This is a genomic window from Jeotgalibacillus haloalkalitolerans (genome assembly GCF_034427455.1).
Taxonomy (GTDB): domain Bacteria; phylum Bacillota; class Bacilli; order Bacillales; family Jeotgalibacillaceae; genus Jeotgalibacillus; species Jeotgalibacillus haloalkalitolerans.
Genome location: NZ_JAXQNN010000002.1, coordinates 668539 through 681842, shown reverse-complemented (window position 1 = coordinate 681842; position 13304 = coordinate 668539). Strand labels below are relative to the sequence as shown.

At 41.0% G+C, this 13304-nt stretch carries 26 protein-coding genes; all 26 read left to right on the top strand.

Translation table 11 applies throughout. The features are described 5' to 3' along the window. Positions 1 to 14: 14 nt before the first annotated feature. The 26 genes from UFB30_RS08465 to UFB30_RS08340 all read left to right on the top strand — a co-directional run bounded on the left by UFB30_RS08465 (position 15) and on the right by UFB30_RS08340 (position 13297). Positions 15 to 284 (top strand): hypothetical protein, encoded by a 270-nt coding sequence (locus UFB30_RS08465; RefSeq protein ID WP_322421243.1) that lies wholly within the window; start codon positions 15 to 17, stop codon positions 282 to 284. Then, positions 262 to 549: a hypothetical protein gene (locus tag UFB30_RS08460; protein WP_322421242.1), complete on the top strand. Its 288-nt coding sequence runs from the start codon at positions 262 to 264 to the stop codon at positions 547 to 549. Before UFB30_RS08465 ends, UFB30_RS08460 begins: the two co-directional genes overlap by 23 nt. After that, positions 509 to 1030, top strand: coding sequence for a Holliday junction resolvase RecU (locus UFB30_RS08455; protein WP_322421241.1), 522 nt, complete (start codon positions 509 to 511; stop codon positions 1028 to 1030). Before UFB30_RS08460 ends, UFB30_RS08455 begins: the two co-directional genes overlap by 41 nt. Continuing rightward, on the top strand, positions 1027 to 1404 hold the full coding sequence (locus UFB30_RS08450; RefSeq protein ID WP_322421240.1) for a YopX family protein: 378 nt from the start codon (positions 1027 to 1029) through the stop codon (positions 1402 to 1404). Before UFB30_RS08455 ends, UFB30_RS08450 begins: the two co-directional genes overlap by 4 nt. Beyond that, positions 1401 to 1811, top strand: coding sequence for a replication terminator protein (locus UFB30_RS08445; RefSeq protein ID WP_322421239.1), 411 nt, complete (start codon positions 1401 to 1403; stop codon positions 1809 to 1811). The genes UFB30_RS08450 and UFB30_RS08445 overlap by 4 nt, the downstream gene beginning before the upstream one ends. A gap of 29 nt (positions 1812 to 1840) precedes the next feature. After that, entirely contained in the window at positions 1841 to 2563 is a 723-nt protein-coding gene (locus UFB30_RS08440) for a hypothetical protein (RefSeq protein ID WP_322421238.1), read from the top strand. Positions 2564 to 2654: 91 nt separating this feature from the next. Then, entirely contained in the window at positions 2655 to 2828 is a 174-nt protein-coding gene (locus UFB30_RS08435) for a hypothetical protein (protein WP_322421237.1), read from the top strand. Beyond that, positions 2825 to 3070: a hypothetical protein gene (locus UFB30_RS08430; RefSeq protein WP_322421236.1), complete on the top strand. Its 246-nt coding sequence runs from the start codon at positions 2825 to 2827 to the stop codon at positions 3068 to 3070. Before UFB30_RS08435 ends, UFB30_RS08430 begins: the two co-directional genes overlap by 4 nt. Continuing rightward, entirely contained in the window at positions 3033 to 3224 is a 192-nt protein-coding gene (locus UFB30_RS08425) for a hypothetical protein (RefSeq protein WP_322421235.1), read from the top strand. The genes UFB30_RS08430 and UFB30_RS08425 overlap by 38 nt, the downstream gene beginning before the upstream one ends. Before the next feature lie 27 nt (positions 3225 to 3251). Further along, entirely contained in the window at positions 3252 to 4604 is a 1353-nt protein-coding gene (locus tag UFB30_RS08420) for a DNA cytosine methyltransferase (protein WP_322421234.1), read from the top strand. 13 nt (positions 4605 to 4617) lie between these two features. Beyond that, on the top strand, positions 4618 to 4806 hold the full coding sequence (locus UFB30_RS08415) for a hypothetical protein (protein WP_322421233.1): 189 nt from the start codon (positions 4618 to 4620) through the stop codon (positions 4804 to 4806). Between the two features lie 4 nt (positions 4807 to 4810). Then, positions 4811 to 4975 carry a DUF6877 family protein gene (locus UFB30_RS08410; RefSeq protein ID WP_322421232.1) on the top strand — a complete coding sequence of 55 codons (165 nt, stop codon included), beginning with the start codon at positions 4811 to 4813 and terminating at the stop codon, positions 4973 to 4975. Between the two features lie 124 nt (positions 4976 to 5099). Next, positions 5100 to 5405, top strand: a complete 306-nt coding sequence (locus UFB30_RS08405) for a hypothetical protein (protein ID WP_322421231.1) — start codon at positions 5100 to 5102, stop codon at positions 5403 to 5405. Then, positions 5399 to 5572 (top strand): hypothetical protein, encoded by a 174-nt coding sequence (locus UFB30_RS08400; RefSeq protein WP_322421230.1) that lies wholly within the window; start codon positions 5399 to 5401, stop codon positions 5570 to 5572. Before UFB30_RS08405 ends, UFB30_RS08400 begins: the two co-directional genes overlap by 7 nt. Further along, entirely contained in the window at positions 5562 to 5750 is a 189-nt protein-coding gene (locus UFB30_RS08395; RefSeq protein WP_322421229.1) for a DUF3954 domain-containing protein, read from the top strand. The genes UFB30_RS08400 and UFB30_RS08395 overlap by 11 nt, the downstream gene beginning before the upstream one ends. Positions 5751 to 5846: 96 nt before the next feature. After that, positions 5847 to 6041: a hypothetical protein gene (locus UFB30_RS08390; RefSeq protein ID WP_322421228.1), complete on the top strand. Its 195-nt coding sequence runs from the start codon at positions 5847 to 5849 to the stop codon at positions 6039 to 6041. Between the two features lie 12 nt (positions 6042 to 6053). Next, entirely contained in the window at positions 6054 to 6569 is a 516-nt protein-coding gene (locus tag UFB30_RS08385; RefSeq protein ID WP_322421227.1) for a sigma factor-like helix-turn-helix DNA-binding protein, read from the top strand. Positions 6570 to 6763: 194 nt separating this feature from the next. After that, entirely contained in the window at positions 6764 to 6961 is a 198-nt protein-coding gene (locus tag UFB30_RS08380) for a hypothetical protein (protein WP_322421226.1), read from the top strand. A 62-nt stretch (positions 6962 to 7023) separates the two neighbouring features. Next, on the top strand, positions 7024 to 7392 hold the full coding sequence (locus UFB30_RS08375) for an HNH endonuclease (RefSeq protein WP_322421225.1): 369 nt from the start codon (positions 7024 to 7026) through the stop codon (positions 7390 to 7392). After that, positions 7392 to 7700: a hypothetical protein gene (locus tag UFB30_RS08370; protein ID WP_322421224.1), complete on the top strand. Its 309-nt coding sequence runs from the start codon at positions 7392 to 7394 to the stop codon at positions 7698 to 7700. Before UFB30_RS08375 ends, UFB30_RS08370 begins: the two co-directional genes overlap by 1 nt. 134 nt (positions 7701 to 7834) lie before the next feature. Then, complete coding sequence (locus UFB30_RS08365) at positions 7835 to 8134, top strand: P27 family phage terminase small subunit (RefSeq protein ID WP_322421223.1); 300 nt, start codon at positions 7835 to 7837, stop codon at positions 8132 to 8134. Next, positions 8121 to 9767 (top strand): terminase TerL endonuclease subunit, encoded by a 1647-nt coding sequence (locus UFB30_RS08360; RefSeq protein ID WP_322421222.1) that lies wholly within the window; start codon positions 8121 to 8123, stop codon positions 9765 to 9767. The genes UFB30_RS08365 and UFB30_RS08360 overlap by 14 nt, the downstream gene beginning before the upstream one ends. An 8-nt stretch (positions 9768 to 9775) precedes the next feature. Further along, positions 9776 to 10966: a phage portal protein gene (locus UFB30_RS08355; RefSeq protein ID WP_435390803.1), complete on the top strand. Its 1191-nt coding sequence runs from the start codon at positions 9776 to 9778 to the stop codon at positions 10964 to 10966. Between the two features lie 2 nt (positions 10967 to 10968). Then, the gene (locus tag UFB30_RS08350; protein WP_322421220.1) at positions 10969 to 11739 is read left to right on the top strand and encodes a head maturation protease, ClpP-related; all 771 of its coding nucleotides are present in this window, start codon (positions 10969 to 10971) and stop codon (positions 11737 to 11739) included. Positions 11740 to 11776: 37 nt separating this feature from the next. Next, positions 11777 to 12916: a phage major capsid protein gene (locus UFB30_RS08345; protein WP_322421219.1), complete on the top strand. Its 1140-nt coding sequence runs from the start codon at positions 11777 to 11779 to the stop codon at positions 12914 to 12916. A 33-nt stretch (positions 12917 to 12949) separates the two neighbouring features. Continuing rightward, a complete protein-coding gene (locus UFB30_RS08340) occupies positions 12950 to 13297 on the top strand; it encodes a hypothetical protein (protein WP_322421218.1) in 348 nt (115 codons plus the stop codon). The last annotated feature ends 7 nt before the right edge of the window (positions 13298 to 13304 follow it).

The following is a 13304-nucleotide window of genomic DNA, read 5'->3' as shown; positions in this document are numbered from 1 at the left end:
AGGAGCGGGACAACATGTGTGATCACTGCAAAGGACATGGAGCTACCTACAAGTATTACTCATTCGGCCATGAAAGCATCCCTTGCCCTGAACCTGCATGCCAAGAGCGCAACTTGAAGCAGGCTGAAGAGAGTAGCAAGCGCACTCAGGCAAAGATCAATGAAGCATGTGAGCGGTTCGGCATTGATCCGGTTAAATTCAGAGCGGAATGCCTGAAGGAGATTGAAGATTCATATCAAGCGGACAGGAAGCTACTGAAAGATGTACATTCAAGAGCTGTTTGAACGGGCCATTAAAACCAAAGATAAAAAGATGGCTCTGACAATTGACTATCTGCTCAATGAGAAGCAGGTTGCAGCTAAATATCACGATTACCGAACGCTGTATAAGTATGTGAAAGACAAAAACATACCACGGCTGAACAAGCTGCTAAATGAATACCTAAAAGAGAAACGAACAGATGCAGACTGGGTCCTGTACGAGCTGTTCAATGAAGAGGGTGAAGAAAATGAAATCATGGAGCCACTCAAACAGAGGGAAGACGCTTGAGTTATACATTGACCACGCAAACGCCATGTATGAGCACAGAGGTCAAGGCGTTATAGTCAGGCAGCATCCTGAAGTTAAAGCAACAAAGGTCGATGGGAAACGAATACTAAGCGGGTTTTTTAAAGATAAAGGCGCACCGGATTATATCGGTCTGGCAAGCGGTGTAAGTATCTGTTTCGATGCAAAGGAAACCAAGGTGAAAACCAACTTCCCGCTCAAGAACATTAAGTCACATCAAGTTAAGTATCTAAAGCAATGGGATCAGCAGGGTGGATTGAGCTTCCTGATCATTCATTTTACAACACATAAAGAAGTTTACCTGTTCCCTTATAAGGCACTGCAGCAGTCATTGAATGAAGCCGCAGCTGCAGGAGCAAAGAGTATTCCATATAAAGTTATTCAGGAGCGTGGCAGACTAATCAAGCCAGGCGATAAGATCACATTGGATTGGTTATCAACCGCATGGGAGGCGAGAGAGTGAGAGAGATTAAATATAGAGCTCGAGCAAGCCATATAAAATATGCGAGATATAAAGCATGGTTTTATGGCGCACCTTATAGAGACCATAAAGGTAAATGGAGAATGAGAAATGATACTCATGATGTTGGCATTGTCGATAAGTCAATTGCACAATTCACAGGGTTAATTGTCGAAAATGAAAAGGAACTTTATGAGGGACATATTTTTCACCTTGGCGATCCAAATATCACTTATACAGTAGTCTGGCATGACACTGGACTAAAGGGCAAGCAGAACGGTGCAGCAAGTTTTGTGGGCTTAGAACACTGGCAAGAAAGAATTGAGATTGTAGGAAATAGATATGAAAACCCTGAACTATTGGAGGCTAAACGATGAGTACAAAAATTGATTTTAATTCATTCGCAGATGGAGCAGCATCAGAAAAAATAAACAGAGAGATTCAGAGAGTGCTTGAAAACATTGATGATCCAAATACAGATCACAAAGCAAAGCGTACCGTCACATTGACGCTAACCATGACTGCAGATGAAAAACGTGAACTTGTGACCACGGATGTTCAGGTTAAAAGCAAACTGGCACCTGCCAAGTCAGTCGGATCCACTCTCATCCTTGGCCATGATAACGGCAAGGTTGTCGGGGCAGAACTTAAATCCGGTGCAAAGGGGCAGACGTACTGGAACGAAGATGGAGAGCTTGCAGAGGACACCGGTGAAGTCATTGAAGATGAAGAAGCCGGCGAAGAGAAAGTCGTAGATTTCCGTAAACAAAAATCATCTAAATAAAAACTATTAAACTACTGGAGGAATGAAAAATGATTAAAGAAGCAATGGAGTACCTATTGAGCAAAGCAGGAAACCAGATCCACCGTGAACATGGCCAGACGTACTCAACTGAAAGAATGCACCTTGTTGAGCGTCCGACAGCTGACCCGCTCGTACTTAATACACTGAAAGGTATTGTTGACTATATTAATGAAAACGTAGATCGCAGAAATGATGGTTCACTCACTGAGCTGATCATCCATATAAAGAGCCCGGAGCGGGTGGAGGTAGTAAAGCAGCTGAATGATGATCGTAAACGTGAAGTATTGATTCAATCTATTGCCTGGCTGCCTGAATTTATATTTGACCGTTACTACGACTCGGAGACATTTAACATAAAGCTGCAGTCATGCTTCGTGCAGAATGAGGAGCGCGACATTGCGTTAAAGGTAGTCGGGAATATCAAACAGGAAGCTGTTAAAACATATGGTGATGACGGAACCAGTCAAAGCGTTGTAGCAAGAACAGGCGTTGCATCTGTAGAAAGTGTCGTGGTCCCTAACCCGATCACATTAGCGCCGCGCAGAACATTTGTTGAAATAGAGCAGCCAGAGAGTAATTTCATTTTCCGTATGAAAGATGGTCCATCATGTGCGCTGTTTGAAGCCGATGGTGGAGCTTGGAAGCATGAAGCGATGAGAAACATCCGTGAGTACCTTGAGAAAGAACTGAGCGGCGCAATGGACGGCGGTTCAGTCATGATTATCTCGTAAATGGATATGAGGGGCGTTGCAAGACGCCTCTTCTTTATAAGACTAAACAGTAAATCATTTCACAAAATAGAATAAAGTAGGTGCTTATATCGTGCCAAGATACGTGACAGAACATAGATCAGTCAGCGCAGAGCGAGATTATCTGACAGTCATTACGATATTTGAAGAGGCAGCTGGACGGAAGGTGATCAGAGAGTCAGTTCCATTCACCAGAAGACAAATGCTCCTGGTAAGCCGGAGCGGAAAGTATGAGGTCGTTTCATGAACATGATTGAAAAATTGACAATGCCGATTATGGCCGGTTATCTCTCTATCGCCATTTTAATGATTCTGATTGGTGTGAGCGGGTTTATATACGTGATATACCAGATCCACAAGACGAATAGAATCATAGCAAAACGAAGAGTGGAAACAGAAGCACACTTCCGCAGAATGATGGACCGAGCTGATAAAAGGAGAGGGGTATCTGATGAAACAAACACTAATTGTAAACAATGGAGAATTTGAATTTACCAGATTTCGTCAGGCGGTATCAGAACTTGAAGAAGAATATGGTTATGAAGGATTGGCGTGGGAAATGGTTGTTGCAAGTGATGATTTTGATGTCTTGTGCGACTTCTTAAATGGTGATGGGTTGAATGTCGAACTAATTGCAGATTAAACACTCCCATAGAAAGGAGCTTGGTACATGCAGTTAAATCTGTTCAGAGAAATCATAGTAGATAACTTTGCCGGGGGTGGCGGTGCCAGTACCGGTATTGAAATGGCTACCGGCTTAAATGTCGATGTAGCAATCAATCATGATCCCGCTGCAATTGCCATGCACAAAGCAAACCATCCACACACTGAGCATTATTGTGAATCTGTTTGGGATGTGGATCCCCGTGAAGTAGTAAAGGGAAGGAAGGTCGGCTTGTGCTGGCTTTCTCCTGACTGTAAACACTTCTCTAAAGCAAAAGGTGGCAAGCCGGTTGATAAAACCATCAGAGGGCTTGCGTGGATCGGTGTCAGGTGGGCTGCTACGGTACGGCCGAGGGTAATCATTCTGGAAAACGTTGAAGAGTTTCAAGATTGGGGACCATTAAAAGGTGATCGTCCGGATCCGGATAAGAAGGGTAAAACATTTCAGTCATTTGTTAGAGCATTTAAACGACATGGATATGAAGTTGATTTCAAAGTATTAAAAGCATGTGACTACGGAGCTCCTACAACCCGGCAGCGGCTGTTCTTGATAGCAAGGTGTGATGGTCAGCCTATTACATGGCCTGAAGCTTCTCACGCTGAACCGAATGATATAAACGTGCAATTAGGATTAAAAAAGCCATATAGAACTGCTGCTGAAGTAATTGACTGGCAACTAACCGCTCCAAGTATATTTACCAGGAAGAAGCCATTAAAAGAAAATACATTAATTAGAATAGCCAGAGGCATTAATAAATTCGTAATTGAACCTGAAGAACCATTCATCGTAAATGACAATGCTCATTTCATTCAGCATTATTATACGCATCAGGGACCGGAGACAAGAGGATCATCACCTGGAGAACCATTAGCAACGATTCCAACAGCAAACCGCTTCGGACTTGTAACCGCATTTCTTGCAAAACATTATGGAGGCAATTATACAGGCGCAGGAATAGATATAAGACAACCCTTGCACACGATTACAACCGTGGATCACCATTCTCTTGTAACAGCATTTTTGACAAAGTATTACGGACAAGGGATAGGACAGTCAATAAATGAACCAATTCACACCATCCCAACAAAAGATCGTTTTGGTTTAGTGACGGTCCACGGTGAAAATTATAAGGTCACTGACATTGGAATGCGTATGCTGCAGCCCAGAGAATTGTTTTTAGCGCAGGGGTTTCCTAATCGCTATATTATCGGTCAGGATTACACCGGAAAGAAATACCCTAAATCGGCACAGGTGGCTAGAGTAGGCAATTCAGTTCCACCACCATTTGCAAATGCGTTGGTTAGAGCAAATCTACCTGAGATGTGTTTAGCAGAATCAAGATATGCAGTTTCTACTTAGAAAGGAGAATATTATGATCAAATACGATATAGCTGATGAACTTGCAGAATACATCTTTGATAATGATATTCAAACTGGAGAAGTCATTTCGGTAAGTATTGAAGGCAGAGAGATCTGTAAGGTGGGTATCGAGCGTAAAGTTGTAGAAACAAAAGGTGAAATTAACCATGACATTAATTTCAATGTTGTAAGGAGACGATAGTGATATGAAGCCGCTCGAAGAAATCACTAAGATATCGAGCCAGCTGCCTTTACCGGTATTACAGGATATTAATCAGCGCATAGGCGACTGGCTTGCTTCTGGAGGTAAAGAAACAGATGCATATATTCATCAACAACTGAGATTTGCAAAACGATTTATAAACCAATAATTGAGAGGAGCAAGCCGATGGATCAATGTATTCTGCGTGGTGTATATGTTCCGCAGGGTGAAGATGTCTGCCCGGTCTGTGATAAACAGCATCATGAAATCATCGATGAAAAGGAAAAGGTCATATGAAACTGACGTTTGGAGAATACCAGGTCACCACAGATCCACTCAATTATAAACTTGAACAAAGGGTTCCACGGACAGATGAACAGGGTCAGCCGCTCCAAGATCAGTACATACTGCGCTTTGTCGGATATTATCCAACGTTTGAGCGCTTATGTGATGCATTACTGGATCATGATCTGCGTGTGAGTGATGCTGAGAACCTGGCTGAAATGATGGAAGTCATACTCAAGGTTAAAAGAGAAATAACTTCAGTCACATCAGAAATTAAATTAAGAGCTTACAAGGATGTTGAAATAAATTGTTAACTGCCGAAGAAATACAGCAAATGATTGAGAATGAAATAGCGCGATATGAAGCGTTAACTGAGACACTGCAGAGAGCGGGAGTAGACACACGGTTTCAGTCAGGAGCCATAGCAGCACTGAATCACCTCCAGCTGCTTATAGAAGAGGAGGATACAGATGCCAGGTAAGCCATTTGATCAGAATGAAAATGCTCTCTACATAGTTAAAGATGGGGAGTTAACAGAATTAAAGCCGCCGCAGGATGGACACGGAACTGATGAAGTCATCTGGAAAGACGGCCGGGCAATTGATGTGATAAGAAGCACACGGATTCGCTTGAACGGTCCAAAGAAAATAACGAAATAAATTGTCTGACCGACGAACGGAGGACGCTGATAAGGCTGCATGATCACATGCGCTTTACTGGCGTTCTCTTTTTTATGCAGAAGGGAGAGAAACGAAGTGAATGAGAACTTCAGAGATCAGTTAATGCACTGGGCATCATCAAATCATATTGCTGTTAAGAGGCAGCCGCTCCAACAGGAAAAGAAACCGAGAGGCAAAGAGAAGCTCAGTCAGCGTGATTTAAGAGAGTTAATGGGTGCTGACAGACAAACATACGTAAGAAAGCGCGGAGGGGCATTAAAACAAAGATAGGGGGCATCATGCGTGCAGACATGGGTGGAGCAGTTAATCGAAGAGTATGCAAAAGGTAAGTATCAACTAATTAAATATAGGGAGTCGTTAGATATGAAGAATCCAGCTAATGCTGATGAACACCGCATTGTCTCAGGCATGATCTCTGATATGGAGTATTCGTTGCAGTGGATGAGAAAGGGCAGACGACCATACAGCAGAAGGGGAGTTGATCGCCGGGCCAATTATCAGCGCACTGCTTTACTGGATATGGATCTGTTTCCATCATTGAACTTGGAAGTAGAAGAGTCAGTAATCCCCAAAAGGGAGCGGGATATCATCATTGATCTCTTGATGGATATGTCCTACAGAGAAAGAGAGTGCTATCTGTTGCATATGGCGCAAGGTTGCAGTATGGCAGAGATTGCAGATGAATTGAATATCACGAAGCCAACTGTACAGACGCATATCTTCCGGGCTAAACGTAAAGTCAGACGTATTCAAAAGAAGCTGTCTATTGAACTGGAAAATGTTGATGTCATACGGTAGTCATACAGTTGCCACCTATAGGTGAGAGGAGTAACAGCAGCTCCTTTCAACCCTTCTACTGTATGTATAACAAAATGAAGGGGAGATGATAGAAGCCATTCGTGAGCGGGTGGCTTTATATAATTTTTAATAAAACAAATATTGAAGGAATTACCTTTTTTATGTCGAATGTTAGACGTGAAGGAGGTGATATAATGTCTAAGAAACTTGTTATTTACTTCACTGGTGGTGAAAGTATTACCGTAAATGATAAAAATCCCAATGATATAATGGAAATGATTATTAATAGTAACCATTATAATTTTATAGAAATTAAACCGGATCTTGTTATAAACAAAGAAAATATTAGCTACATGAAAATTAAATCTTATGGCACTACAGTGCTTAAATAATAAAAGCTAACCACCTGATCGAACTATCGGGTGGTTTTAATATTTATTAAGGGAGTGGCTTCTTGTTATCTGATTTAAGACTAAAAGAACTTATTGACCTGATCATTCAGGGGGAACTAAATAAGTTCTACAAATCAAAAGAGTGGCAGGCACTTCGACAGAAAGCATTGAAAAGAGATAAACATGAATGCCAGCGATGTAAGCGATTAGGAAGAGTGACAACAGCTAATACCGATCAACCGCGCGACCACAAAAGAAAAGGCAGTCTACACGTCCATCACCTGAAGGAAGTGAAGACTCATCCTCATTTAGCACTCACATTAGATAACCTCGAAACACTCTGCAGAACTTGTCACAACGTTGTGCATGATCGTCTGGCTGATCATATGAGTAAAAAGAAGAAAAGATTTATGAATGAGGAGCGATGGTAATGAAGATCTATGATGGCTCCAGAGCTTACAATACAGACTACATTGATTCAATAAAATATAAAGATGATCGAGACTCTGTTGAGCGAGACATTTTAAATGCATTCTTCAGGTTAGCTTACTGGTATTACATGAGGATAAGAGACTGTGTGAATACCAAGAAGTGCAAGAAGATGAAAGTACAAATGATTCGTGAAAGGTTAACTGATGAAAGAAGATTATTATTTACGAAAGAAAAATTGAAAATAAACGAAGAACAAATTCATTATATTTTAAATTTCAATGAAGAGTTTAACGAAGCGATCAAATAATACCCCCCGGTCAAAAATTTCCACTCTTTTTGGAGGACCCTCGCAACGGGGGGAGGGGGGGACAAGAAATATTTTTCACAAATCGCGCGTGAAAACGTCACTAGAATTTACCAATAGGGGGAGGAGGGGGTTTCATGACAAAAACGGAAATCAAAAATGATCTTCTCGAACAGCTGCGCGTGGCTGGAATGCACGGGAAGCATTATGAAGATATGATCAATAAGTACATGCAGTTCTGGACTCTTCACGGAAAGCTTTCTACTGAGATCAATAAAAAGGGTATCATGCTGCCGAGTGGTACCGGTTATAAAATGAATCCGGCAGTTGAAGCCAGGAACAAAAACAACACTCAAATGTTAAACATTCTGAAGACCTTAGGAATTAAAGCACCGACTGGTCCACCGGGCGGCGGTGATTTAGATGACGACCTATAAGTTCCATCCATACATTGACGATTATTTAAATGCAATTGAAAATGGGGACTTTCCCGCAAATAAAGACATCAAAAAAATGGTGAAGTGGGTTCGCTTTAAATTAAACCGTCCTGGTGTCGTGATCGATCATGAGAAGATTGAAAAAGCAGTGGATTTAATGCATAGATATTTCCCGTACAAATTACTTCATTGGGAATTGTTTAAAATTGCTTGTATTCATTGCTATGAACCAGATGGCTCAGTTGTGTTTGATGAATTTTTTACTTTGATGGGAAGGGGGAATGGTAAGAATGGCTTCATAAGTCCAACTGCATTTTATTTAACCTCTCCATTGCACGGGATCAAAGGATACAATGTTGAGATCGTGGCCAATTCAGAAGAGCAGGCAAAAACATCATTTCAAGATGTCTATGACATGATGGATGAAAAGAAAAATCATAAGGCGAAAAAACATTATTATCGCTCTAAAGAAATCATTATTGGACGCAAAACAAATTCACATATTAAATTCTATACTTCTAATGCAAAAACAAAAGACAGCCTGCGATCAGGGTGTCTTATTTTTGATGAGCTGCATGCTTATGAAAACTACGACAGTATTAAGGTATTCACTTCAGGGTTAGGTAAGAAAAAGCATCCCCGGACATTTATCATTACGACAAATGGAAATGTCAGAGGCGGCCCACTGGATGATTATCTGGATGAAGCTGAACAAGTATTAAATATGGAGATGCCAAACAGTGGTATGCTGCCTATGCTCTTCAGACTGGATGATGAAAAAGAAGTCCACCAAAGAGACATGTGGGAAAAAGCAAATCCTTCAATCAGGTTTATGAAGGACTTGGAAAACGAAATTGAAAAGCAATATACAAAAATGTTAACCCGACCTCAGATGGCATTAGAGTTCATGACCAAAAGAATGAACCTGCCTGTCCAGGACTCTTATGCAGCTGTGACAACATGGGATAAAATCGTTGCGGCCACAAAGCATCCGTTCGATCTGAAAGAGTTTAAAGGGATGCAATGCATTGGGGCGGTTGACTATGCAGAAGTAAATGACTTCTGTTCGGTTGGATTGCTATTTAAAAAGAATGGTAAACGATATTGGCTGGAACATACTTTCATCAATCACAAGGCATTGAAGGTGGAAAACAGAAAAATTAATTATGACGTTGATACGGCTGTAAAAAAAGGATTAGTGACTATTGTAAAAGACGAATCAATTAAGCCCTCATATATTGCGGATTGGTTTGTTGAACAAGCTAAATCATTTCAGATCGTAAACATTGCAGCGGATAACTATCGTGCATCGATTCTTCAGGAAGAATTCACAGCAAGGGGGCTGCCTTTAAGAATTGTTCGAAGTGGACCACCTACTCATGCGAAAGTGGCTCCATTGATCGATATGATGTTTGCAAATGAAGAGATTGCCTTTGGTGACAATTCAAATATGCGCTGGTACACAAATAACGTATATGTGGAAATTGATAAAAAGGGGAATAAAGCCTTTTACAAAATTGAACCGAAGACAAGGAAAACAGATGGCTTCTTTGCGCTCATTCATGCACTTGTGATTGATGATGAGATCAAGGAAGTAAAACCAATGCAGTTTTATAAAACTTACACTTATTGATTAAGGGGGTGAATGATTTGGGGGTATTCGATATCTTTTCTGGTTGGCTTACCAGCAATAAAACAAGCGGGTCGCTAAAAGACTGTTATATCTACGATCTACAGGTTGAGACTTTTTACAAGAGGCTTGCTATTGAGTCCTCTACTAATCTCATAGCAAATGCAATCGTACGTTCAAAGTTCTTCACTTATGAAAAAGGAAAGAAAAAAAGAGCAAGTAATTATTATTTGTTTAATGTCGCACCAAATCAAAATCAGAATGCAACTCAATTTTTTCACGAACTAATCAGCAATTTAATTTATGAAAACGAAGCGCTTGCGATCATGATTAATGACCAGCTTTACATTGCTGATTCGTGGGAAAAGACTGAATTTACTTTGAGAGAAAACATTTTTAATAAAGTAAAGTCAGGTACTCTAACTTTCGACCGTTCGTTTAATGAATCTGAAGTGCTTTACTTCAAGTTGAATAATGAGCGGATTACCGAAGTAATCAACGGTCTTTACAAATCTTACGGAAAGCTATTAGCTGCTGGTATGAATAATTATAAAAGATCAAACGCAATGCGCGGGCTGGTTGAAATGGAGACCCTTTTACCTCAGACAGAAGAAGAATCTGCAGCAAGAGAAGACCTGTTTACAAATCAATTTAAAAATTTCTTCCAAGCTGAAGGTGGAGCGGTTCTACCGATTTCAAAAGGTATGAATTACAAAGAAGTTAAATCGTCCAGTGGGAGTAATTCCACAAGCCGAGATATCCGGGCGATTGTTGACGATGTGATTGATTTGGTATCCATGGCTTTTAATGTGCCTAAGGGATTGCTTAAAGGTGACCTAGCTGATATTGAGGGACAGGTTGATTCATTCTTAATGTTTTGTATTAATCCAATTGCTGAACTTTTGAATGATGAGATTAACCGGAAGATGTATTCAAAAGCTGATTATCTGGACCGAACGTATTTGAAAGTAGATACGACAATGGTGAAGTATGTGGACCCCACAAGTCTTGCTACTGCATTAGATAAGATGCTTGCGAGCGGGTTGACGAATGTTGATGAAAACCGTGAGCTTGCCGGCCTTGAACCAATTGGTGAAGAGTGGGCACAAAAGCACTTTATTACGAAGAACTATCAGGAAGTAGAAGACTATTTAGAAAACGGTCCTAACGTAAAGCAGACTTCAATGAGAGGGGGTGAGTAATAATGCCGATTAGCAAGATCAATAAGATGTTTCAGAATAAAGAGCTTGAGCGGTTCAAAGACATCAAGCCAGAGTTTAAAACAGCTGTAAATGGAAATGAAGCAACACTATACATTTATGGTGATATCGGTGAATCATGGTGGGATGATTCTGTATCAGCTAATGAAGTCAAAGATTTCTTAAATGGTACTAATGCAAATGTTATTCATGTTCATATCAATAGCCTTGGTGGAGATGCTTTTGACGGAGTGGCCATTCATAATCAATTAAAAAGCCACAAGGCAAAAATCATTGTTCATGTGGATGGTATTGCAGCAAGTGCTGCATCTGTCATTGCAATGGCGGGTGATGAAATTAATATGCCGGCTACAAGCATGCTGATGATTCATAATGCATGGACGTTTGCATATGGCAATGCCCGCGAACTAAGAAAAGTAGCAGAGGACCTGGACAAGATCAGTCATTCTGTATCAGAAGCATATATGACAAGATTTGTTGGGACTCGTGAAGAGTTAAATCAGCTACTTGATCAGGAAGAATTTTTAACTGCAGAGGAAGCAATTGCGTTTGGTTTGGCTGATGAAGTAATTGAAGAAGCAGAAGAAACATCACGTGAGCCGGGGGTTGCTGTGAAAACATCTCTACTTGCAAAGTATGCAGCAAAAGCAAAGCAGACTGATGATGCGGATCTGCCTGAAGAGAATCCGCCGGCTGAACAGCCACAAACAAAACAAAATATTTTAAGCCGATTCAAACGCCCAGCAGAAGCATAGGCGTTTTTATTATGGCTAAAAACAGGAGGAATAGAAGATGCCAGGTATTAAAAATTTAGATCGTGAAGAAAACAAAAAAATTGAACAACGAACTGCACTTGTTGCTGCACTAGAAAGCGGGGACTCTGATCAGTTTGCCCAAGCCATGACGAATATGGCTGATGGTATTCAGCAGGAGATTCTACAGGAAGCCAATCAGCTAATGAGCCGTGGGCTGAATGATCAGCAGGTTCTTTCTCAACGTGGTATGACTGCACTTACTGCAGAAGAAAATAAATACTACAATGCAGTCATTGAAGGTCAGGGGTTTGTTGGTGTTGAAGAACTTGTGCCGGCTACAGTGATTGATCGTGTCTTTGAGGATCTAAGCACGAACCACCCTATGTTAAACGCGATTAACTTTGTTAACACGACTGGAGTCACTCAATGGGTGATGAAAAAAGGTGACGTGAATCCTGCATGGTGGGGTAAGCTTTGCGACGCCATTAAAGAGCTGCTTGATAATGGATTCGAAACGCTGAACATGAACCTGTACAAGCTTTCTGCTTTCATTCCAGTTTGTAAAGCGATGCTTGAACTTGGTCCGGTTTGGCTTGATCGATATGTTCGTGCAGTCCTTATGGAAGCAATGGCCATTGCTCTTGAAGAGGCAATTGTAAAAGGTACCGGTGCAGATCAGCCAATCGGTATGATTAAAGATCTTGCCGGCGCAGTAGTTGAAGGAGTATATCCTGATAAAGCTGGTACTGCAATCTCAGACTTCAAACCAAAGACACTTGGAACAGAAGTCATGGCACCTCTGACAAAGAACGGTAAGCGTGCCGTTTCAAATGTCATTATGGTGGTTAATCCACTAGACTACTGGAGCCGTATCTTTGCTGAAACCACTTACCTTACAAACAGCGGAACTTATGTATACGGTGTGCTGCCGATCCCGGGCACAATCATTCAATCTGTTTCAGTTCCTACAGGTAAAATGATTGCCGGTGTTGCAAGTGATTATTTCATGGGTGTTGGCTCAAATCGTAAAATTGAAGCATCTGATGAAGTTCGTTTCATTGAAGATGAGCGTGTGTATATCACTCGCATGGTTGCTAACGGACGTCCGAAAGATAATGCTTCTTTCCTTGTATTTGATATCTCTGGTGTTGGTGAGGGCGAAGTCGTTACACCGTAATAAAAATAAATCACATTTAGGAGGAATATGAAAATGGCTAAAGTATTAGTTACTTTCAAAGAAAAGTTTCATAATGATCATGTATATAGAAAAGGTGAACCGTATCCGGCTGAAGGATTTAAAGCGGATCCGGAGCGGGTCAAATTTCTATCAGAAAATCACCCCAAGCTAAATGAAGTATTTCTACAAGCATCGTCTTCAGAAAAGCAGACTGAGCAGAAAAAGGAAATAGAAAAAACACCGGATACAAAAGACGCTGTTCCTTCAGCTACTGAAAATGAAAAGCAAACAACTGAAGAGCAAGATGCTGATCCGAAGGGAAAAGCAAAAGCAAAATCAGCTGGAGCTAAAAAGGATACTGCGAAGACAGAAGAAAAGTAGGTGAAGC

What these genes read in the sequence shown, in the direction of transcription:
- UFB30_RS08465 (WP_322421243.1), top strand. Translation starts at nt 15, where the DNA reads ATGTGTGATCACTGCAAAGGACATGGAGCTACCTACAAGTATTACTCA.
- UFB30_RS08460 (WP_322421242.1), top strand. Translation starts at nt 262, where the DNA reads ATGTACATTCAAGAGCTGTTTGAACGGGCCATTAAAACCAAAGATAAA.
- UFB30_RS08455 (WP_322421241.1), top strand. Translation starts at nt 509, where the DNA reads ATGAAATCATGGAGCCACTCAAACAGAGGGAAGACGCTTGAGTTATAC.
- UFB30_RS08445 (WP_322421239.1), top strand. Translation starts at nt 1,401, where the DNA reads ATGAGTACAAAAATTGATTTTAATTCATTCGCAGATGGAGCAGCATCA.
- UFB30_RS08440 (WP_322421238.1), top strand. Translation starts at nt 1,841, where the DNA reads ATGATTAAAGAAGCAATGGAGTACCTATTGAGCAAAGCAGGAAACCAG.
- UFB30_RS08430 (WP_322421236.1), top strand. Translation starts at nt 2,825, where the DNA reads ATGAACATGATTGAAAAATTGACAATGCCGATTATGGCCGGTTATCTC.
- UFB30_RS08425 (WP_322421235.1), top strand. Translation starts at nt 3,033, where the DNA reads ATGAAACAAACACTAATTGTAAACAATGGAGAATTTGAATTTACCAGA.
- UFB30_RS08420 (WP_322421234.1), top strand. Translation starts at nt 3,252, where the DNA reads ATGCAGTTAAATCTGTTCAGAGAAATCATAGTAGATAACTTTGCCGGG.
- UFB30_RS08415 (WP_322421233.1), top strand. Translation starts at nt 4,618, where the DNA reads ATGATCAAATACGATATAGCTGATGAACTTGCAGAATACATCTTTGAT.
- UFB30_RS08410 (WP_322421232.1), top strand. Translation starts at nt 4,811, where the DNA reads ATGAAGCCGCTCGAAGAAATCACTAAGATATCGAGCCAGCTGCCTTTA.
- UFB30_RS08405 (WP_322421231.1), top strand. Translation starts at nt 5,100, where the DNA reads ATGAAACTGACGTTTGGAGAATACCAGGTCACCACAGATCCACTCAAT.
- UFB30_RS08395 (WP_322421229.1), top strand. Translation starts at nt 5,562, where the DNA reads ATGCCAGGTAAGCCATTTGATCAGAATGAAAATGCTCTCTACATAGTT.
- UFB30_RS08380 (WP_322421226.1), top strand. Translation starts at nt 6,764, where the DNA reads ATGTCTAAGAAACTTGTTATTTACTTCACTGGTGGTGAAAGTATTACC.
- UFB30_RS08370 (WP_322421224.1), top strand. Translation starts at nt 7,392, where the DNA reads ATGAAGATCTATGATGGCTCCAGAGCTTACAATACAGACTACATTGAT.
- UFB30_RS08365 (WP_322421223.1), top strand. Translation starts at nt 7,835, where the DNA reads ATGACAAAAACGGAAATCAAAAATGATCTTCTCGAACAGCTGCGCGTG.
- UFB30_RS08360 (WP_322421222.1), top strand. Translation starts at nt 8,121, where the DNA reads ATGACGACCTATAAGTTCCATCCATACATTGACGATTATTTAAATGCA.
- UFB30_RS08350 (WP_322421220.1), top strand. Translation starts at nt 10,969, where the DNA reads ATGCCGATTAGCAAGATCAATAAGATGTTTCAGAATAAAGAGCTTGAG.
- UFB30_RS08345 (WP_322421219.1), top strand. Translation starts at nt 11,777, where the DNA reads ATGCCAGGTATTAAAAATTTAGATCGTGAAGAAAACAAAAAAATTGAA.
- UFB30_RS08340 (WP_322421218.1), top strand. Translation starts at nt 12,950, where the DNA reads ATGGCTAAAGTATTAGTTACTTTCAAAGAAAAGTTTCATAATGATCAT.